The sequence below is a fragment of the Pseudomonas sp. Pseusp97 genome, assembly GCF_047304025.1.
Taxonomy (GTDB): Bacteria; Pseudomonadota; Gammaproteobacteria; order Pseudomonadales; family Pseudomonadaceae; genus Pseudomonas.
In genome coordinates, this window is the sequence record NZ_JBGLYK010000020.1 from 1 (window position 1) to 19,349 (window position 19,349).

Annotated in this window: 16 protein-coding genes; 5 read left to right on the top strand and 11 right to left on the bottom strand. The window is 66.2% G+C overall.

The genetic code is table 11. The annotated features are described in order from the left end of the window. Positions 1 to 101: 101 nt before the first annotated feature. From ACCC94_RS06405 to ACCC94_RS06440, 8 genes are all read right to left on the bottom strand, one after another. Complete coding sequence (locus ACCC94_RS06405; protein WP_413348502.1) at positions 102 to 1,397, bottom strand: NAD(P)/FAD-dependent oxidoreductase; 1,296 nt, start codon at positions 1,395 to 1,397, stop codon at positions 102 to 104. 14 nt (positions 1,398 to 1,411) lie between these two features. Continuing rightward, positions 1,412 to 2,497, bottom strand: coding sequence for a polyamine ABC transporter substrate-binding protein (locus tag ACCC94_RS06410; RefSeq protein WP_413348503.1), 1,086 nt, complete (start codon positions 2,495 to 2,497; stop codon positions 1,412 to 1,414). 40 nt (positions 2,498 to 2,537) lie between these two features. Beyond that, positions 2,538 to 3,896 carry a glutamine synthetase family protein gene (locus tag ACCC94_RS06415; protein ID WP_084359672.1) on the bottom strand — a complete coding sequence of 453 codons (1,359 nt, stop codon included), beginning with the start codon at positions 3,894 to 3,896 and terminating at the stop codon, positions 2,538 to 2,540. 25 nt (positions 3,897 to 3,921) lie between these two features. After that, positions 3,922 to 4,428, bottom strand: a complete 507-nt coding sequence (locus tag ACCC94_RS06420; protein WP_413348504.1) for a hypothetical protein — start codon at positions 4,426 to 4,428, stop codon at positions 3,922 to 3,924. Next, positions 4,367 to 5,503 carry a two-component system response regulator gene (locus ACCC94_RS06425; RefSeq protein ID WP_413348505.1) on the bottom strand — a complete coding sequence of 379 codons (1,137 nt, stop codon included), beginning with the start codon at positions 5,501 to 5,503 and terminating at the stop codon, positions 4,367 to 4,369. Before ACCC94_RS06425 ends, ACCC94_RS06420 begins: the two co-directional genes overlap by 62 nt. Positions 5,504 to 5,661: 158 nt before the next feature. Further along, entirely contained in the window at positions 5,662 to 6,426 is a 765-nt protein-coding gene (gene cobF, locus ACCC94_RS06430) for a precorrin-6A synthase (deacetylating) (protein WP_413348506.1), read from the bottom strand. A gap of 858 nt (positions 6,427 to 7,284) precedes the next feature. Beyond that, entirely contained in the window at positions 7,285 to 9,612 is a 2,328-nt protein-coding gene (gene metE, locus ACCC94_RS06435) for a 5-methyltetrahydropteroyltriglutamate--homocysteine S-methyltransferase (RefSeq protein ID WP_413348507.1), read from the bottom strand. 615 nt (positions 9,613 to 10,227) lie between these two features. Continuing rightward, positions 10,228 to 11,025 (bottom strand): helix-turn-helix domain-containing protein, encoded by a 798-nt coding sequence (locus ACCC94_RS06440; RefSeq protein WP_413348508.1) that lies wholly within the window; start codon positions 11,023 to 11,025, stop codon positions 10,228 to 10,230. An 85-nt stretch (positions 11,026 to 11,110) separates the two neighbouring features. On the opposite strand from ACCC94_RS06440, the gene panB reads away from it, so the two are divergent. Then, on the top strand, positions 11,111 to 11,947 hold the full coding sequence (gene panB / locus ACCC94_RS06445; RefSeq protein WP_413348509.1) for a 3-methyl-2-oxobutanoate hydroxymethyltransferase: 837 nt from the start codon (positions 11,111 to 11,113) through the stop codon (positions 11,945 to 11,947). A gap of 229 nt (positions 11,948 to 12,176) precedes the next feature. Further along, positions 12,177 to 12,710: a DUF4124 domain-containing protein gene (locus tag ACCC94_RS06450; protein ID WP_413348510.1), complete on the top strand. Its 534-nt coding sequence runs from the start codon at positions 12,177 to 12,179 to the stop codon at positions 12,708 to 12,710. 188 nt (positions 12,711 to 12,898) lie between these two features. Here ACCC94_RS06450 and ACCC94_RS06455 read toward each other — a convergent pair whose 3' ends face one another. After that, positions 12,899 to 13,567 (bottom strand): TIGR04211 family SH3 domain-containing protein, encoded by a 669-nt coding sequence (locus ACCC94_RS06455; RefSeq protein WP_413348511.1) that lies wholly within the window; start codon positions 13,565 to 13,567, stop codon positions 12,899 to 12,901. A gap of 300 nt (positions 13,568 to 13,867) precedes the next feature. On the opposite strand from ACCC94_RS06455, the gene ACCC94_RS06460 reads away from it, so the two are divergent. After that, the gene (locus ACCC94_RS06460; RefSeq protein WP_413348512.1) at positions 13,868 to 14,203 is read left to right on the top strand and encodes a DUF2790 domain-containing protein; all 336 of its coding nucleotides are present in this window, start codon (positions 13,868 to 13,870) and stop codon (positions 14,201 to 14,203) included. Between the two features lie 12 nt (positions 14,204 to 14,215). Here the strand turns inward: ACCC94_RS06460 and ACCC94_RS06465 are convergent, their stop codons facing one another. Together ACCC94_RS06465 and ACCC94_RS06470 are read right to left on the bottom strand one after the other, a co-directional pair. After that, positions 14,216 to 15,601 carry a heavy metal sensor histidine kinase gene (locus ACCC94_RS06465; protein ID WP_413348513.1) on the bottom strand — a complete coding sequence of 462 codons (1,386 nt, stop codon included), beginning with the start codon at positions 15,599 to 15,601 and terminating at the stop codon, positions 14,216 to 14,218. After that, a complete protein-coding gene (locus ACCC94_RS06470) occupies positions 15,598 to 16,272 on the bottom strand; it encodes a heavy metal response regulator transcription factor (RefSeq protein ID WP_413348514.1) in 675 nt (224 codons plus the stop codon). Before ACCC94_RS06470 ends, ACCC94_RS06465 begins: the two co-directional genes overlap by 4 nt. A 402-nt stretch (positions 16,273 to 16,674) precedes the next feature. On the opposite strand from ACCC94_RS06470, the gene ACCC94_RS06475 reads away from it, so the two are divergent. Next, on the top strand, positions 16,675 to 17,922 hold the full coding sequence (locus tag ACCC94_RS06475; protein WP_413348515.1) for a TolC family protein: 1,248 nt from the start codon (positions 16,675 to 16,677) through the stop codon (positions 17,920 to 17,922). A 171-nt stretch (positions 17,923 to 18,093) separates the two neighbouring features. Then, positions 18,094 to 19,344, top strand: coding sequence for an efflux RND transporter periplasmic adaptor subunit (locus ACCC94_RS06480; protein ID WP_413348516.1), 1,251 nt, complete (start codon positions 18,094 to 18,096; stop codon positions 19,342 to 19,344). The last annotated feature ends 5 nt before the right edge of the window (positions 19,345 to 19,349 follow it).

Here is a 19,349-nt window from a genome sequence, read left to right on the forward strand (position 1 = left end):
TTTTTATAACCCCCCGGGGGCCCCCCCCCCAAACCAAACAACCGCGGGCCCAAACTCTTGGGTTCGCCGGCCCCCCCACCCATCCTACACAAGCCTCAACGTCAGCCGATCAATTCCCGCACCCGATACCACGCCATGCCCAGCGCCAGCAGCGGCGAGCGCAGCAGTTTGCCGCCGGGGAAGGTCAGGTGCGGCACGGCGCTGAACAGGTCCAGCCCCTTGCTTTCGCCCTGGTGGATGGCTTCGGCGAGCAGCTTGGCGGACCAGTGCGTGACGTTCAGCCCGTGGCCGGAATAGCCCTGGGCGAAATACAGGTTCGGCTGGCTCTTCAGTCGGCCGACCTGGGGGAAGCGATTGGCGGTGATGCCGATCATGCCGCCCCACTGGTAGTCGAGCTTCACCTGCTGCAGTTGCGGGAACACCTTGAGCACCTTCGGCCGCATGTACGCGCCGATGTCCGCCGGGTCGCGGCCGGAGTAGTGGCAGGCGCCGCCGAACAGCAGGCGACGGTCGGCCGTCAGGCGGTAATAGTCGAGCCCCACCTTCTGGTCGCACAGCGCCATGTTCTGCGGGATCAGCTGCGCTGCCAGTTCCTCGGACAGCGGCTCGGTGGCCACCACATAGCTGCCGGCGGGCAATACCTTGCCGGTCAGTTTCGGTTCCAGCTCCTCCAGGTGCGCATTGCAGCCGAGCACCAGGGTCTTCGCCAGCACGCGGCCCTGGGCGCAGTGGACGACGGCGGTCGCACCGTGCTCGATACGCAGCACCGGGCTCTGCTCGAAGATCTGCGCGCCGAAGGACATGGCCGCGCGGGCCTCGCCCTTCACCAGGTCGAGCGGGTGCAGGTGGCCCGAGCCCATGTCGATGTGCCCACCGGCGTAGAGGTCGCTGGCAACCACTTCGCGCATGCGCTCCGGCGGCACCAGGCGGGTCTCGTGCGGGTAGTCCGAAGCGCCCAGCGATTCCTGCTCACGGACCATGGCGGCGTATTGCGCCGGGGTATTGGCCAGCTCGCAGAAGCCCCAGCGCAGGTCGCACTCGATATCCAGCTCACGGATGCGCTCGGCGACCAGCGCCACCGAATCGACACCCGCCTGCTCGAGGTAGCGCACGCCGTCTTCACCGACGTACTTGGCGAAGCCGCTGACGTCGTGGCCGATGCCACGGATCAGCTGCCCGCCGTTGCGCCCACTGGCGCCCCAGCCGATGCGCCGGGCTTCCAGCAGCACCACGGAGTGGCCTTTCTGGGCCAGCTCGAGGGCTGTGTTGACGCCGGTGAAGCCGCCGCCGATCACGCAGACGTCCGCCCGCACATCCCCGGTGAGGGAAGGGTACTGCTCACGGTCGCGGGCGGTCGCGGCGTAATAGGACGCGGCGTGCTCCTCGGTGTGCTTCATGGAAGTTTCTCGGCTCATTGGTTGAACTTGATCTTGCTCCAGCTGCGGGTCATCAGGCGCATGATCTTGGCTGGAGGCGCCTTGGCGATGTACAGCTTGTCGAGCACGGCCTGGCTCGGGAAGACCTCGGGGTTGTTCTGCATCTCCTCGGGCAGCAGCGCCTTGGAGTCGGCGTTGGCGCTGGGATAGCCGACGTATTCGCTGATGCCGGCGATCACCTTCGGATCGAGGATGTAGTTGATGAACGCCAGGGCCTGCTCCGGATGGCTCGCATCCGAAGGGATGGCCATCAGGTCGAACCACAGATTCGCGCCTTCCTTGGGAATGGCGTAGGCGATCTCGATGCCGTTGTTGGCTTCCTTGGCGCGGGCGGCGGCCTGGAATACGTCGCCGGAGTAGCCGAAGGCCACGCAGATGTTGCCGTTGGCCAGGTCCGAGATGTACTTGGACGAGTGGAAGTAGGCGACGTACGGACGCACCGCCACCAGCTTGGCCTCGGCCTTGGGATAGTCCGACGGGTTGGTGCTGTTGGGATCCAGGCCCAGGTAGTTGAGCACCGAGGGGATCATCTCGTCGGGCGAGTCCATGAACGCCACGCCGCACGCCTGGAGCTTCCTGATGTTCTCCGGCTCGAACAGCACCGACCAGGAATCGATCCTGTCGACGCCCAGCGCCTGCTTGACCTTGGCAACGTTGTAGCCGATGCCGTTGGTGCCCCACAGGTAGGGCACCGAGTGCTTGTTGCCCGGGTCGTTCTGTTCCAGCAGCTTGAGCAGCGTCGGATCCAGGTGCTTCCAGTTCGGCAGCTGGCTGCGGTCGAGCTCGAGGAACACGCCGGCCTGCACCTGGCGGGTCAGGAAGTGGTTGGACGGCACCACCACGTCGTAGCCGGAACGGCCCGCCAGCAGCTTGCCTTCCAGGGTCTCGTTGGAGTCGAAGACGTCGTAGACCGGTTTGACGCCGGTAGTCTTCTGGAAGCCGGCGAGGGTGTCCGGAGCGATGTAGTCGGTCCAGTTGTAGATGCTGACCGTCGGTTCAGCCTGTACTGCCATGGCCGCGGTGGCCAGGGCAAAGGGCGCAAGGGTGCGCAGCAGTCTCATGGGGACTCCCGAATTGTTGTTGTGAAGTCAGGGATGAGGATCAGACGCTAAGCAGGAGGAACTCACGCTCCCAGGAGCTGATCACCCGCTTGAAGTTCTCGTGCTCGGTGCGCTTCACCGCGACATAGCCCTGCACGAATTTCTCGCCGAGGAATTCCTTGAGCACGGCGCAGTCTTCCATCTGCTGCAGGGCGTCCTCGATGGTGATCGGCAGGCGCAGGTTGCGGCGCTCGTAGGCGCGGCCCTGGACGGCGGCGCTGGGGTTGATCTGCTCGATCATGCCCAGGTAGCCGCAGAGCAGGCTGGCGGCCAGCGCCAGGTACGGGTTGGCGTCGGCGCCAGGCAGGCGGTTTTCCACGCGCATCGCGGCCGGCGGAGCGGCGGGCACGCGCAGGCCCACGGTGCGGTTCTCTTCGCCCCATTCGACGTTCACCGGTGCGGAAGTGTCCGGCAGGAAGCGGCGGAAGGAATTCACGTTGGGCGCGAACATCGGCAGCACTTTCGGGATGTACTTCTGCAGGCCGCCGATGTAGTGCAGGAACAGCTGGCTCATGGAGCCGTCTTCTGCGGCGAAGATGTTCTTGCCGGTGGCGATGTCCAGCACGCTCTGGTGGATGTGCATGGCGCTGCCGGGCTCGTCGGTGATCGGCTTGGCCATGAAGGTCGCGCTGACATCATGCTTGAGCGCGGCTTCGCGCATGGTGCGCTTGAACACGATGATCTGGTCGGCCAGGCTCAGCGCGTCGCCGTGACGGAAGTTGATTTCCATCTGCGCCGGGCCGTCCTCGTGGATCAGCGTGTCCAGGTCCAGGCCCTGCAGTTCGCACCAGTCGTAGACGTCTTCGAACAGCGGGTCGAATTCGTTGGCGGCGTCGATGGAGAAGCTCTGGCGGCCGCTTTCCGGGCGGCCGGAGCGGCCGACGGGGGCTTCCAGCGGGAAGTCCGGGTCGCTGCTGCGCTTGGTCAGGTAGAACTCCATCTCCGGCGCCACCACCGGGCTCCAGCCCTTGTCGGCATAGAGCTTGAGCACCCGCTTGAGCACGTTGCGCGGCGACAGTTCGATGGGGTTGCCGACCTTGTCGAAGGTGTCGTGGATGACCATCGCGGTCGGTTCCAGCGCCCAGGGCACGAGGAAGATGGCGTCCGGGTCGGGCTTGCAGACCATGTCGATGTCCGCTTCGTCGAGCAGGTCGTAGTAGACGTCGTCATCGACGAAATCGCCGGTGACGGTCTGCAGCAGAACACTTTCGGGGAGTCGCATGCCCCCTTCGCCGAGGAACTTGTTGGTGGGGGAAATCTTGCCGCGGGCGATGCCGGTGAGATCGCTCACCACGCATTCGACTTCGGTGATTTTCTGTTGCTTCAGCCGTTGCTCCAGTTGCTCGGCGGGGGTGGTCATACAAGCCTCGGGTGTTTTTTTGATTTTATAAAGGGGATTTTGTAATGGATGCACGCAGCATCGTGCTGCCAGGCGAGGCTAGTGTCAGCCGGGGGCGGGCCTGCGTTCTATCCACTTTCCGCAAGGCTTTGGAATTGGCTGCGGGCGGTGGAGGAGAGCAGCGCAATGGCGCCCAGGTCGCTGTTTTGCCCGGCCGTAGCGATTGATCGTTGGGCGCCAGCACATGCTGGACCTGATCCTGGTAGTCCTCGCAGGCCGATTCGAAGCGCACCAGCCCTTGTAGCGCGGGCGTGCGATGCCCGATGCCCGCGAGGCTGGCGCGGGCTGCCTCGAGATGCAAAAGCCCCGGCATCTCCTTCTCGTAGACCAGGTTCATCCGCGCGATCTGCTCGCGCTGCACCTGCAGGCTGTACAGGCCGAGGAACAGGACGAGCAGCAGGATGCCGCCGAAGCCGAACAGCTGCTGGGACCTATCGCTGCGCCTGGAGTGGCGCTGCAGGTTCGCCGGCGTTGTCGTTGAAGCGCTCGGCAATGCGACGGAACTCGTCCTTCAGCGCCAGGAAGGCGTCGACGATATCCGGGTCGAAATGCTGTCCGCGCTGGCTCTGGATGAAATCCACGGCGCTGGCGTGGCTCATGGGGGCTTTGTAGACCCGCTTGCTGATCAGGGCATCGTAGACATCGGCCACTGCCATCAGTCGTGCCGACACAGGGATCGCATCGCCGGCCAGAGCGTTAGGATAGCCCGAACCGTCCCACTTCTCGTGGTGCCCGGCGGCGATCTGCTTGGCCAGCCGGAGGAAGGGCACGTCCATGCCCAGGCGCTCTTCGGCTTTCTCCAGGGCCTCGACGCCCAGGGTGGTGTGGGTTTTCATCAGCTCGAACTCTTCCGGAGTGAGCTTTCCGGGCTTGAGCAGAATCTGGTCGGGAATGCCGACCTTGCCGATGTCGTGCAGCGGCGCCGACTTGAACAGCAGGTGCCGGGTTTCCTCGTCCAGTTCGGCGGCGAAGCGCGGGTGCTCCCGCAGGTGCTCGGCCAGCGCGCTGACGTAGTGCTGGGTACGACGAAGGTGGTTGCCGGTCTCGTTGTCGCGGGTCTCCGCCAGGGACGCCATGGCCAGGATGGTCACGTCCTGGATGGCCGCCAGCTCCCGGGTACGCCGCTGCACTTCGCGCTCGAGGAATTCGTTCTGGTCGCGCAGGAAGTCCCCGGCGGCCTTGATGCGCAGCTGGTTATCCACGCGCATCAGCACGGTCGGCGGGTTGATCGGCTTGGTCAGGTAGTCCACCGCGCCCAGCTCCAGGCCGCGGATTTCCTCGTCGGCGGCATCCTGGGCGGTGACGAAGATCACCGGAATGTGGCGCGTGCGAGCGTCTTCGCGCAGGCGCCGGCAGACCTCGAAGCCATTCATGCCGGGCATCATCACGTCCAGCAGGATGAGGTCCGGCGGCTCGTCGGAGAGGGCGATCTGCAGCGCTTTTTCGCCCGTACGGGCGGCCTTGACGCGATACAGGATCTTCAACAGCTCCGAAAGGAGCGTCAGGTTTTCGGGCGCATCGTCGACGATCAGGATCGTCGGACGAACAACGGGACCAGGCGCATTCATTGACCATCCTCCGCCGAAGGGAGCGCGCCAGAGGATTTCCTTGCTGCGCGCCGGATCAGTATAGGCCGCGCCCGACCGTGCTCCCGGCCCGGTGGACGGGCACTTGGCGAACCGCCGCGGCACAACGAAATCACTCTAGCCGCTTTTGCCGGGGCTGCTCAGTCTTCCTTGGGCGCGCGCCGCAACAGATAGCTGTCCATGATCCAGCCGTTGGCCTCGCGAGCTGCCTGGCGGGTGCGCTGGATGTCCTCGCCGACCTCGGCGAGGCGCCCGCTGCGGAGGATTTCGTCCGGGGTGCCGACATAGGCGCCCCAGTAGATTTCCAGCTCGGGATCATCCAGCCGGAGGTAACTGTCCTCGACGTCGAGCATCACCACGACGCTCTCGGCGTTGGCTGGAAATCCTTCGCCCAGGCGGCGCCCGGTGGTGATCTGCACCGGCTGGCCGATGGCATTGAGCGGTACCCGGTGGCGTGCGGCAAGCGCCTGCACACTCGTGATGCCCGGGATCACCTGGTAATCGAAGCGCGCGCGCCCCTCGCGCAGGATGGCGTCGAGGATGCGCAGGGTGCTGTCGTAGAGCGAGGGGTCGCCCCAGACGAGGAAGGCGCCGCACTGGCCGTCCTGCAGTTCGGTCTCGATCAGGCGCTCGAAAAGCTCCTGCTTGGCCTGGTTGAGGTCACGCACCTGGCCGCTGTAATCGCCTTCGCGCACGCGTTCGGGGCTGCTGGCTTCGACGACGCGGTAATCGGCGCGGGTGACGTAGCGCTGGAGGATCTCGCGGCGCAGCTGGACCAGCTTGTCCTTGCTGGGGCCCTTGTCCATGAGGAAGAACACATCGGCGCGGTTCATCGCGTTGATCGCCTGCACGGTGAGGTACTCGGGGTCGCCGGCGCCGATGCCGATGACGAGCAGCTGCTTCATGTCTGGCCTGCATGCTGAAGGTACGGGAGGTCTCAAGAGTACGCCTGTCCGTCGCGGCGCTCATCTGCCGGCTCGACGCGGCGGCAGATCCCTTGCCGCGCTGACAGGGGGCGCCGATGCTCCGCGGCGGGTCGATGCCAATCGGGGACGGAGTCCGCTCCTACGGGAGCACGCCTGATTCTGCGGAAGCCGGCAACGTAGGGCGGATAAGCCGGGACGGTTATCCGCCCTACGTTAAGTCCAGCCCTCTCCCTGAAGGGAGAGGGGACCGTTCGGTGCAGGATGAAACTATGGCGTCAGCTGGCACGGACAGCTCCCTCTCCCTTCAGGGAGAGGGCTGGGGAGAGGGAGAGCCCTGGTACGGATTTTCAGCAGCGTAGGGCGGATAACGCCTGGGCGTTATGCGCCCTACGAGGTGGCAGCGGTCAGGATCGTAGGTGCGCCCTGACGTGGTACAAGGTCCGCGCCGGCCGGTAAATCTGGGCGTGCCGAAAGATTCGCGGACAAGGTCCGCTCCTACGGGAGCACGCCTGATTCTCCGGAAACCGGCACCGTAGGGCGCATAACCAGGCACGGGTTATACGCGGTGGCGGATAACGCCTGGGGCGTTATGCGCCCTACGGGGTGGCCCGGTCAGGATCGCGGGATGGGGGGAGCGTAGCGATACCCATGCGGTGGATACGCGAGGCCGATGGGTATCGCTGCGCTCCACACCATCCTGCGGCGCTTCCTGACGACAAGGCTCGTCCCGCCGGGAATCCCCGCGTGACGAATGATTCGCGGACAGGTCTGCTCCTACGGGAGCACCTCTGATCCTCTGCAAACCGGTGACGCCGGGGCGTCATCGACCGGCGCCGGTCAACCCAGCAGGGCCAGGTCCCTGCGCAGCTCGCGGGCCGCGGCGACCATGTTCACCAGCGCCGCCTCCGTTTCCGGCCAGGCGCGGGTCTTCAGGCCGCAGTCGGGGTTGACCCACAGGCGCTCGGCGGGAATGCGCCGGGCCGCCTTGCGCAGCAGCTTGACCATCTCGTCCTTGCCCGGCACGCGCGGCGAGTGAATGTCGTAGACGCCCGGGCCGATCTCGTTGGGGTATTCGAACTTCTCGAAGGCTTCCAGCAGCTCCATGTCCGAACGCGAGGTCTCGATGGTGATGACGTCGGCGTCCATGGCGGCGATGGACTCGATCACGTCGTTGAACTCGCTGTAGCACATGTGGGTGTGGATCTGCGTTTCGTCGCGCACGCCAGAGGCGCACAGGCGGAAGGCTCCGGTGGCCCAGTCGAGGTAGCGGCCCCAGTCATTGCGGCGCAGCGGCAGGCCCTCGCGGAAGGCGGCTTCGTCGATCTGCACAATGCGGATGCCGGCAGCCTCCAGGTCCGTCACTTCGTCGCGAATCGCCAGGGCCAGTTGGCGCGCCTGGGTTTCGCGGGAAATGTCCTCGCGCGGAAAGGACCACATCAGCATGGTCACCGGGCCGGTCAGCATGCCTTTCATCACCTTGCTGGTGAGGCTCTGGGCATACCTGATCCATTCCACGGTCATGGCCTGCGGGCGGCTCAGGTCGCCGAAGATCACCGCCGGCTTCACGCAGCGCGAGCCGTAGCTCTGTACCCAGCCGAAGCGGGTGAAGAGGTAGCCGTCGAGCTGCTCGGCGAAGTACTCGACCATGTCGTTGCGCTCGGCTTCGCCGTGTACCAGCACGTCGAGCCCGAGGTTTTCCTGGATTTCCACGGCATGGCGAATCTCGCTGTGCATGGCCTCGGTGTAGTCGGCAGCGCTCAGCTTGCCCTGTCTGAAGGCCTGGCGCGCCAGGCGGATGGCCGAGGTCTGCGGGAAGGAGCCGATGGTGGTGGTGGGGAAGTCCGGCAGGTTCAGGCCGGCGCGCTGCTTGGGGATGCGCTCGGCAAAGGGCGACTGGCGCTGGCTGTCGCTGGCTTTCACAGCGGCCAGACGGGCCTTCACCTCCGGCTTGTGGATGCGCGGTGAGGCGGCGCGGCTGGCCTGCACGGCGCGGCTCTGCTGCAGCGCGGCGATGACTTGCGGGGCTTCCGGCTGATTGACGGCGCGGGCGAGCAGGGCGACTTCGGCGCATTTCTGCACGGCGAACGCCAACCAGCTTTTCAGCTCGGCATCCAGCTGGTCTTCCCGCTCCAGGTCCACCGGGCTGTGCAGCAGCGAGCAGGACGGCGCGATCCAGAGGCGATCACCTACTCGGTCATGGGCGTAACGCAGGACGTCGAGGGCTTTTTCCAGGTCGCAGCGCCAGACGTTGCGGCCGTTGACCACGCCGAGGGAGAGAATCTTGTAGGCCGGCAGGCGGTCGAGGATGGTCGGGAACTGCTCAGGCGCGCGCACCAGGTCCAGGTGCAGGCCGTCCACCGGCAGGCCGGCGGCCAGCCCGAGGTTGTCCTCCAGGCCGCCGAAATAGGTGGCCACCAGCTTCTTCAGCGGCTCGCTCTGCAGCAAGTTGTAGGTACGCTCGAAGGCGTTCTTCCAGTCCTGCGGCAGGTCAAGGGCGAGGATCGGTTCGTCGATCTGTACCCACTCCACGCCCTGCGCGGCGAGGCGGCGGAATATCTGGCCGTAGAGCGGCAGCAGGCGCTCCACGAGGTCGAGCTTGTCGAATTCGCGGCCCTTGGTCTTGCCGAGCCAGAGGTAGGTCAGCGGGCCGATCACCACGGGTTTCACCCGGTGGCCGAGGGCGTGGGCTTCTTCCACTTCCTCGAACAGCTGCTCCCAGCTCAGTTCGAACTGCTGTTCAGCGTCGAACTCGGGGACGAGGTAGTGGTAGTTGGTGTCGAACCACTTGGTTAGCTCTTGTGCAAGAAGGGGCTGCGCGTGGGCGCCGCAGCATCCCGCACCGCTCTTGTTTCCAACAGCACCTCGCGCCATGGCGAACAGGGTCTGCAGGGTCGGCTTTGCCTCGCCGTGAGCGCGGAAGCGTTCCGGGATGACACCGAAGGTCAGCGAGTGGGTCAGCACCTGGTCGTACCAGGCGAAGTCGCCCACCGGCAGCAGCTCGATGCCGGCGTTCTTCTGCGCCTGCCAGTGGGCAGCACGCAGCTCGCGGCCGACGGCGCGCAGGCCGGCTTCGTCCAGCTCGCCCTTCCAGAAGGCCTCCTGGGCTTTCTTCAGCTCGCGGTCGCGGCCGATGCGGGGAAAGCCGAGGTTGTGTGCCAGCGCCATGTGAATCTCTCCATTGAATCAACGATGGGGAAATTCTCCGGGCGGCAGCTTCATGAGACAAACTCAATGTTCTTGTGATGAACATAAGAAATCCTCATGTTGTTTTTGGCTGACTGTAAGAGCGGACGACCTCCTTACAACTCGCCTCCCGAGTACCTCTTTGTAGGATGGCGTGGAGCGCAGCGATACCCATCGATCGCTGCATCGGCAGCATGGTATGCGGCGCTCCACCCATCCTGCGTTGGCGCTCTACGGCAGGGCCTGCGTTGGGCATTCGCGAGCAAGCTCGCTCCTACAGGGGGCGGCGATACGGCTCTTCGTAGGAGCGAGCTCGCTCGCGAACCGCACGGCACAGATCGTAGGGCGGACAACGCGCCAGCGTTTCCGCCGCGAGTCAATCGGCGGATAACCCGTTCCGGGTTATGCGCCCCACGGTCCGTTCACTCTGGTGTTAACCCGTAGGAGCAACTGTCTTCTTCTGATAGTCCGTGCCTTGGACTTCCCTCTCCCTAACCCTCTCCCTTCAGGGAGAGGGCGGGAGGAGAGGGCATGCCCCGGCGCGATATTTCAGGTAGGAGCGGACCTTGTCCGCGAATTCCTTCTTCCCGCGCCGAACTATGCGTCGCGCCCACGCATCTGCCGCGCCAACGCACCGGGCGAGGTGCGCAGCTGGCGCTGGAACAGCTCGATGAAGGCCGAGGTGGACTCGTAGCCCAGCTCACCGGCGATCAGCGTCACCGACTCGCCGCGCTCCAGCCTGGGCAATGCCGCGAGCAGCCTCACGCGCTCGCGCCATTCACGGAACGACAGCCCGGTTTCGTCGCGAAACAATCGCGCCAGGGTACGCCGCGAGGCGCCGACGCGCAGAGCCCAGTCTTCGATGCCCAGGCGCTCGCCGGGGTGCTCCTGCAGGTGATCGGTAACGCGCCGCAGGCGGGCGTCGCGCGGCAGGGGCAGGGCCAGGCCGGAGTCCGGTGCGCTGTGCAACTCGTCCACCAGTACCTGCATGAGCCGGGCTTCCGGCCCCTCGTCGGGGTAGTCGCGGGAAAACTCGCTGGCGCGCTGGATGAGGTTGTCCAGCAGCGGCGAGATTTCCAGCACACGGCACGGACCCAGGCCGACGGCCAGTTCCGGCGCCAGGTAGAAGCTGCGGTGCACGACCAGCGTGCGCGCCCGAGCGCTATGACGCACGCCGGCCGGCAGCCACATCGCCCGACGGGGCGGAATCACGCAGGCGTACTCCTCGGTCGTCGCCTCGAGCACGCCGCTGGCGGCATACATCAGTTGGCCCCAGGGATGGGCGTGGGGCTCCACCTGGTGGCCGGCGGGCATGTCGAAGGCGCGCAGCCACACGGGACGGGGCAGCGACGTGAAGCCGGGAAGCGCCAGAGCATCCTGTCCCGCTGACGGCATAGCTTGTCTCACTGTCGGAAGTGGGTCATGGAGGGCCGATGGTAGCGTCTTCCCCGGCCAATATCAGCCATCCATGGAGAGCCCCATGAGCAGCCATCGCCCGCAACAACGCCTGTCCATCCTGGACATCCGCCAACGCCGCGACCCCGGCAGCCTGGTCGTACTGACCGCCTACTCGGCGCCCATGGCGCGCCTGCTCGATCCGCACGTCGACGTGCTGCTGGTCGGGGATTCGCTGGGCATGGTGCTCTACGGCCTGCCGCACACCCTGTCCGTGACCCTGGACACCATGATCGCCCACGGCGCCGCGGTGGTTCGTGGCTCGCAACGGGCCTGCGTGGTGGTGGACATGCCCTTCGCCAGCTACCAGGCGTCGCCGCAGCAGGCGTTCCTTTCTGCCGCGCGGGTGCTTGCCGAAAGCGGCGCGCAGGCGGTGAAGCTGGAAGGCGGCGCGGAGATGGCCGAGACCATCGCCTTCCTGGTCGAGCGCGGCATTCCGGTGATGGCGCATGTCGGCCTGATGCCGCAGAAGGTCAATGCCCTCGGTGGCTTCAAGGTTCAGGGCAAGGAGGAAGCCGGCATTGCGCGGGTACTGCGCGACGCGGATGCCGTCGCTGCGGCCGGGGCCTTCAGCGTGGTGCTCGAAGGCGTGCTGGAGCCGCTGGCGCGGCAGGTCTGCGAGCGCCTGGATATCCCGGTGATCGGCATCGGCGCGTCACCCGCCTGCGCCGGGCAGGTGCTGGTGACCGAGGACATGCTCGGGCTTTCCGGCGAGCAGATTCCGCGCTTCGCGCAGCAATACGTGCGTATCGACGAGCTGATCAGCGCAGCGGCCGAACGCTTCGCCAGCGAGGTGCGCGGGCACGAGTTTCCGCAGGCGCGGCATTGTTTCGGGATGGCGAAGGAGCAGGGAGCCGGTTGAACCCGGCGCCAAGCCGATGTGCTTTTCGTAGGAGCGAGCTTGCTCGCGAACAGCCGGGACGCCGGCCCTGCCAGCGGGCCGCCGCTCCTGGTGGTTGGGAGCGTCGGGGGATTTACCGAACCTTTACAGAGCGCCCGAGAACTCGCCCAAACAGTGCATGTCAATCTGATGGCAATCCCAAGGGTCCTGTTTACAGGAATACCAATGGAGTGGTCAGGAGCATTGCATCATGCGCTTCCCATTCGTCGTGGTCCTGCTGGCCGCGCTGGGTTTCAACACCGCGCAAGCCGATATCTACAAGTGCACTGTCAATGGTCGTCCGGTCTTTTCCCAGACCCCCTGTGGCACCGATGACATTCAGGTCATCCCCAATACCTGGCAGCCGAATGAGGAAGATATCGCTCAGCAGAAACGGGCTAATCGTTCGGTGGTCAACTCGACGCTGCAGATGCAATACGTCAACGAGGTGAGCCGGATGAGGAACGTCATCCGGGAGGCCGACGCGGCAATCGAGGCATTGCGCGAGAAGCGCGATGAGCAGCTGAGGTGGCTGAGTTACGAGCGCAGTCGCGCCAATGACAATCTGGCAGGGGCGGTCTGGGAAAATACCCTGGTCACGGAAATGATCGGCGTCAAGGCGGACTACGACAGGCGCATCCAGCAATTGCTGGATGCCAGGGCGGAAGCGGTGCTGCGGTTGGAAAATTTCGAGAGCCAGGGGCGTGAACTACTGGATGCGGCGCTCCCTTCGTCGACGAAATGAATCGCCGGTATTCGCCTCGCTGTTGCAGCGCTTTATCGTCGACGCCCGGAAGGAAGGCTGCACCCGACTGAAGCTCAGCGTGCGCCCCGAGAACCCGGCGCGATTCCTGTACTAGCGCGCCGGGTTCAAGCCGCAGGGCAGCGATGCCCTGGGTTATCGGCAGTACGAACTGCGCATCGACCGAGGCCTCAGACCCACTCGGTACTGCGCTTGCGGCGCACGCGCAGCATGGTCGGCAGGATCAGTCCGGCCAGCAGGCCGGCGCCGGCGATGCTGCCGCCGTAGGCCATGTAGCGCATCAGCACCTGCTTGTTCTCGTCGCCCAGTTGCGCCTGGGCGTCGCGCAGCTGCGAGCGCGCCTGGCTCAGGTCGGCGTCCAGCGCGCTGCGGGCGGCCTGCAGTTCGTCGATGAGCTTCTTGCGCGCGTCCAGGGTTTCCTGCATGCCCTGCACGCGGTTCTTCCAGGAGTCGTCGATGGTCTGCAGCTGGGTGGTCAGCTCGGTGACCTTCTGTTCCAGCGCCGGCAGGCGTTCGGCCTGCCCGGGCTTGTCCTGCAGGTCCTTGCTGGCGATCCATACGGTGTTGCCGCTATCGCTGCGCACCTGGCTGTAGTCGCCGGAAGTGCTGACCAGCTGGACCTTCTGCCCGGAAGTCAGGGTGCCGACGATGCGGTAGCCGTCGGTGGGGCCGCTGCGCACGTAGGTGCTCAGGCTGTCGTTCACCCAGCGCGCGTTGCTGGCGGATTCCTCGGCCTGGGCCGGGGCGCCGGCGGCCAGCAGGCCGGCGAACAGGCAGGCAGCGAGGGCGCGGGTCGGGAGAGGGGAAACTCGTGCGGGGAAACGACGCGATAGGGACATGGGCAATCTTCACATGACTTGGAACGAAACCCGCCTTGCGGGAGCGAAAACGTCGGCCGGATGAATTGTTCAGGGCTGTCCGGGTGGCCAATGGCCAGGAATGCCGCCCGGTGGGCCGACAGCACACAGACAGTTGTCGGACGCCGAGAGTTCACCGGTGGGAAATTGCACGGATGAGTGGTGGAAAACCGCTTAAGTCGTTTCTGAACTGGATAACCGAATCGTCATCCGGGCCTCAGCTTCCCGTTAGCGGCGGCCCTTTAAGGTGGAGTCACTTTCAACCACCACGAGGTGACTGCCATGAAACTCTCCCGCATCCTCCTGACCGCCGCCCTGCTGGGCGCGTCTTCCCTGGCCCTGGCCGACGGTGGCGGCGACATCACCTTCGCGCGCATGGAACAGGCCCGCCAGCAGGTCATGCAGGCGCGCCAGGGCGCGCCTTCGCCGACGCAGATCGCCGAGGCGAAGCAGTACACCTACGGGATGAACCTGGATATCGCCGAGGTCGTGGCGGTGACGCCCTTGAGCACCGACTGCGGCGTGGTGCCCGTGCAGCTGCGCTACCGGGACTCCTTCGGTGAAGAGCAGGCCATCGAGTACCGCACCGAACGCGTCGCCTGCCGTACCACCCGCTGATCGAGCCGAAGGTCAGTCGGATGCGGAAGGGAATTTCAGGAGGAAGCGCGTCGGCCCTTCCTCCGAGCTCTGCGCGCTGGCCGATCCCAGGTGCAGCTCCATGATCGAACGTACGATGGCCAGCCCCAGGCCCGTGCCGCCCTGTGCCCGCGAGCGCCCCTTGTCCACCCGGTAGAAACGCTCGAACAGGTGCGGCAGATGCTCGGCGGCAATGCCCGTGCCGGGGTTCTGCAATTGTAGCGTCACGGCTTCGCCGTCGTTGCTTACCTGCACATCTATCCGCTGGCCTTCGGGCGTGTGGCGGATGGCGTTGGACAGCAGGTTGGAAATGGCGCGCTGGATCATCAGGCGGTCTCCCAGCACGACTCCATGGCCTTCGATGACGATGGCGAGCGACTTCTCCTCGGCGCTGAAATCGAACAGCTCGGCGACCTTCGCCGCCTCTTCTTCCAGCCGCACCGGTTGCTGCGGCAGCAGCGCGCGCGGGTGGCTGACCTGGGCGAGGAACAGCATGTCGCCGACGATCCGGCCGACCCGTTCCAGCTCCTCGGTGCTCGCCGCGAGCACCGCTTCGTACTCCTCCTTTTCCCGTGGCCGCGACAGCGTGACCTGAGCCTTGCCCAGCAGGTTGCCGATGGGCGAACGCAACTCGTGGGCAATATCGTCGGAGAACTGCGTGAGCTGCTGCACGCCGGCGTCGAGCCGGTGCAGCATCAGGTTCAGCGCCCGCGCGGCCTTGCCCAGCTCCCGCGGCAGGTCCCGCAGCGGAATGCGGTGGCTGAGGTCCTGGGTGGTGACCCGCGAGGCCACCTGGCCGAACTGGCGCAACGGCTGCAGGCCGCGCTTGGCCACCAGGCGCGCGCCGAGGGCGATCAGCAGCAGCAGTGGGGGCACCGCCAGCCAGGCCGAGCGCAGGAAGGCGCCGAGCAGGGCGTCGTCGTCACGCCGATCCAGGCTCAGGAACACCCGCAGGCTGTTGCCGTCGCGCAGGCGGACCAGGCTGCGTTCGGTGAGCAGGCGGCGACCGTCCGGCGCGGTCCAGCCGAAGGCGCGGCCCTTGCCGGCGAACTCATCAAGTATCGGCAGATCGGCATTCGGCCCGCTGCTGAACTGCGCCGGCCGCCCGCGCTGCTCATCCAGCAGCACGGCGCTGAGGTTGTCGTGGCCCATCAGCTGGTCCTGCAGCGCATGGCCGCGCAGGGGCAGGCCGGAGAGGCCCGGGTCGGCCTCCAGCGCGTGGCGCAGCTGCCCGAGCTTGTCTTCCAGCTCGCGGTGGGCGCGCTGGTCCAGCTGGTGGTCGAGGGCGAGGTAGGCGAGGGTGAGCAGCAGCATCATCAGCACCGAACCCAGCACGCCGACCCACAGGGCGATGCGCAGCGACAGGCTGGCCGGCTTCATGCGCGGGACTCCAGCACGTAGCCGACCCCGCGCAGGGTGTGGATCAGCTTGTCGGCGAAGGGATCGTCGATCTTCGCGCGCAGGCGGCGGATGGTGACCTCCACCACGTTGGTGTCGCAGTCGAAGTTCATGTCCCACACCAGCGAGATGATCTGCGTACGCGAGAGCACTTCGCCGCTGCGGCTCATCAGCAGGTGCAGCAGGGCGAACTCCTTGCTGGTCAGGTCGATGCGCTGTGCGTCGCGGTACGCGCGGTGGCGGCCGGGGTCCAGTTCCAACCCGCCGATCTCAAGCACCTGCGGCTGGTCGATGCGTTCGCTGCGGCGCATCAGCGAGCGCACGCGGGCCAGCAGTTCGGGGAACTCGAAGGGCTTGAGCAGGTAGTCGTCGGCGCCGAGGTCGAAGCCCTTCACCCGTTCGGTGAGGCGGCCTCGGGCGGTGAGCATCATCACCCGGATGTCGCTGTGCTGGCGCAGGCTGGCGAGCACGTCCCAGCCGTCCATCTGCGGCAGGTTCACATCGAGGATGACCAGGTCATAGGCGCATTGCCGGGCCAGGTGCAGGCCGTCTATGCCGTTGTCCGCGCGGTCGACCACATAGCCGCTTTCGCTCAGTCCCTGTTGCAGATAATCGGCCGTCTTGTGGTCGTCCTCGATGAGCAGGATTTTCATGGATAGTTACCCGGTAATGACGTGAGGAGTGGTGCCGCAGGCGCAGGAAAGTTCATGCCGCCAACGGGAAAGGCGCGCAGTCTAGAAGCTGTAGCGACTTCAGGGTCAACCGCGGCGATGTCGCCTGACTGACTGGGAGCGGAGCACTGAAAGTTCTGTAGGCCGCTGGTCTGTAAGGGATTTCAGAAGGACTGCAATGTGTTGGAAGTGCCGCGAATTGTTTCCTGAAGTTACCTGGAAGAGGTGCAGGGCCTTTTTAAATACATACAACGGGAAGTCGGCGCATGGCTAATTACATGTTTGTAATTATCCAGTCACCTTGTCGCTAGAGAGGCACTTCTAGATTCGCCGGTGGAAATGACGGGATGCCGTCGAAGTTGTCTCCACCGTGCGAGGTTCGCCGTGTTTTCAAGACGTTCTGCATTCGCAGCCAGAGCAACGCTGCTCGCGCTGCTGCTCTGGCAGTTGCCAACCGCGGCGCAAGCCCGCGAGATCGGCATCGAGGAGGCCCTGCAGGCCGCCGCCAAGGGCAATCCCGAGCTGGCCGCCAGCGGCCGGGAAATCGGCATCGCCCAGGGGCTGCGCGAACAGGCCGGCCTGTTGCGCAACCCGACGCTGTCCTGGGAGCAGGAGGGCACCGAGTCGCGCAACCGCACCACCACCCTCGGCATCAGCCAGCCGCTGGAGCTGGGCGGCAAGCGCGGTGCGCGGGTGGAGCTGGCCGAGCGCGGCGAGGACGTGGCCGCGCTGAGCTTGCAGGCTCGGCGCAACCAGCTGCGCGGAGAGGTGATCGCGGTTTTCTACACAGCCCTGCGAGCGCAGGAGCGCGAGCGCCTGGCGCAACAGTCCGTAGAGCTGGCGCAGCGTGGCCTGGCCGCGGCTGAAGGCCGAGTGCGTGCCGGCAAGGCGCCTCCGCTTGAGGCCAACCGCGCGCAGGTGCAGCTCGCCGAGGTGCGCCTGGAGCAGGACCGTGCCCGCCGCGAACGGGCAGACGCCAACCAGGCACTGGCCGCGTTGATGGGGCAGGTATCGCCGGACTTCAGCAGCGTGCGCGCCGACAGTGGCCAGCCCTTGCCCGCACTGCCAACACCTGACGATCTGCTGCGCCGCCTCGGAGACAGCGCGGAAATGCGCCTGGCGCAAACCCGTATCGACGAAGGCGAAGCCGCCGTGCGCCTGGCGAAGACCCAGCGCATCCCCGACCTCGACGTCAGCCTGGGCACGCAGGAGGCCATCGACGCCGGCAACCGCGACCGCATCGCGGTGATCGGCTTCAGCCTGCCGTTGCCGCTGTTCGACCGCAACCAGGGCAATATCCTCGCCGAATCGCGCCGAGCCGATCAGGCCCGCGACTTGCGCAACGCCACCGAGCTGCGCCTGCGCCAGGAAACCCAGCAGGCGCTGCAGCAATGGAGCACCGCCCAGGGCGAGGTGGATGCCTTCCGCCGGACCATCCTGCCCAGCGCCCAGACCGCCGTGGAAAGCGCCACGCGCGGCTTCGAGATGGGCAAGTTCGGCTTCCTCGAAGTGCTCGATGCCCAGCGCACCCTGATCACCGCCCGCGACCAGTACCTGCGTGCGCTGGCCCAGGTCAGCGATGCCTGTGGACGGATCGAGCGGGTCTACGGCGATGTCGGCGCGGCCCGCTGAACGCCGCCGCGCCTGGCTCGGCCTGCTGCTCGTGACCCTGACGCCGTCCTCCGCCGCGCCAACCATGAGCCTGCCCGTGCACTGGTGTGTTCACGACCTACTCAGCACCCTCCATCACCCTGCGGTGCCGGCGCTACGGCGCGGCGCCAGCGGACCTTTCCCGGAGCTTTCATGATCAAGAAAACCCCACTCGCCGCGGCCGTTCTGCTGGCCTCGGCGCTGGCCGTCAGCGCCTACGCCTGGATGGGCAGCGAACAGGCCGGCGGCAGCCACCTCGACGACGCGACCCATGCGGACGGCGAGCACCACGCCAGCGCTGCGCCGACTCGCCATGCCGAAGCAGCCAGCCATGCCGATGGCGAGCATCACGCCGCCAAGGAGGCACCGACCGAAGAGGAGGGCCTGCACCTCAGCCCTGCGCAGATCGAGGCTGCCGGCATCCAGCTGGCCACGGCCGGACCGCAGGCGCTGGACGAGGCGTTCAGCCTGCCCGGCGAGATCGGCTTCGATCAGGACCGCACCGCCCACGTCGTGCCGCGCACGCCCGGCGTGGTGGAGTCGGTGGCGGTGGATCTCGGGCAGAACGTGAAGCAGGGCCAGCTGCTGGCGGTGATCGCCAGTCAGCAGGTCTCCGAGCTGCGCAGCGAACTGGCTGCCGCCCAGCGCCGGGTAGCCCTGGCGAACAAGACCTTCGAGCGCGAGCGGGAGCTGTGGCAGGAGAAGATCTCCGCCGAGCAGGACTATCTGCAGGCCCGCCAGGACCTGGAAGAAGCGCGCATCGCCCTGGCCAACGCACAGCAGAAGACCAACGCATTGAGCGGCGTGTCGGCCAGCGCCGGCGGCAATCGCTATGAACTGCGCGCACCCTTCGACGGCGTGGTGGTGGAGAAGCACCTGGTGCCCGGCGAGGTGGTCAGCGAGACCACCGCGGCTTTCACGCTGTCCGACCTGTCGCGGGTCTGGGCCAGCTTCAGCGTGGCACCGCAGGACCTGGCGCGGGTGCAGGTGGGCAAGCCGGCGCGGGTGGAAGCGACCGACCTCGGCATGCAGGTCGACGGTCGCGTCAGCTACGTTGGCAACCTGCTCGGCGAGCAGACCCGCAGCGCGGTGGCCCGCGTCACCCTGGCCAATCCCGACGGCGCCTGGCGCCCCGGCCTGTTCGTCAATGTGCGGGTGAGCAGCAGTGCGCGCCAGGTGCCGGTCGCGGTGCCGGAACAGGCGATCCAGGAGGTGGAAGGCAAGCCCAGCGTCTTCGTGCGCAGCGCCGAAGGCTTCGATCCACGCCCGGTCGATCTCGGAGCGCGCAGCGCCGGTCAGGTCGAGGTACTGGCCGGCCTTGCCGCCGGCGACCAGGTGGCGGCCGAAGGCAGCTTCGTTCTCAAGTCGGAGCTGGGCAAGAGCTCGGCGTCCCACGCGCACTGACGGAG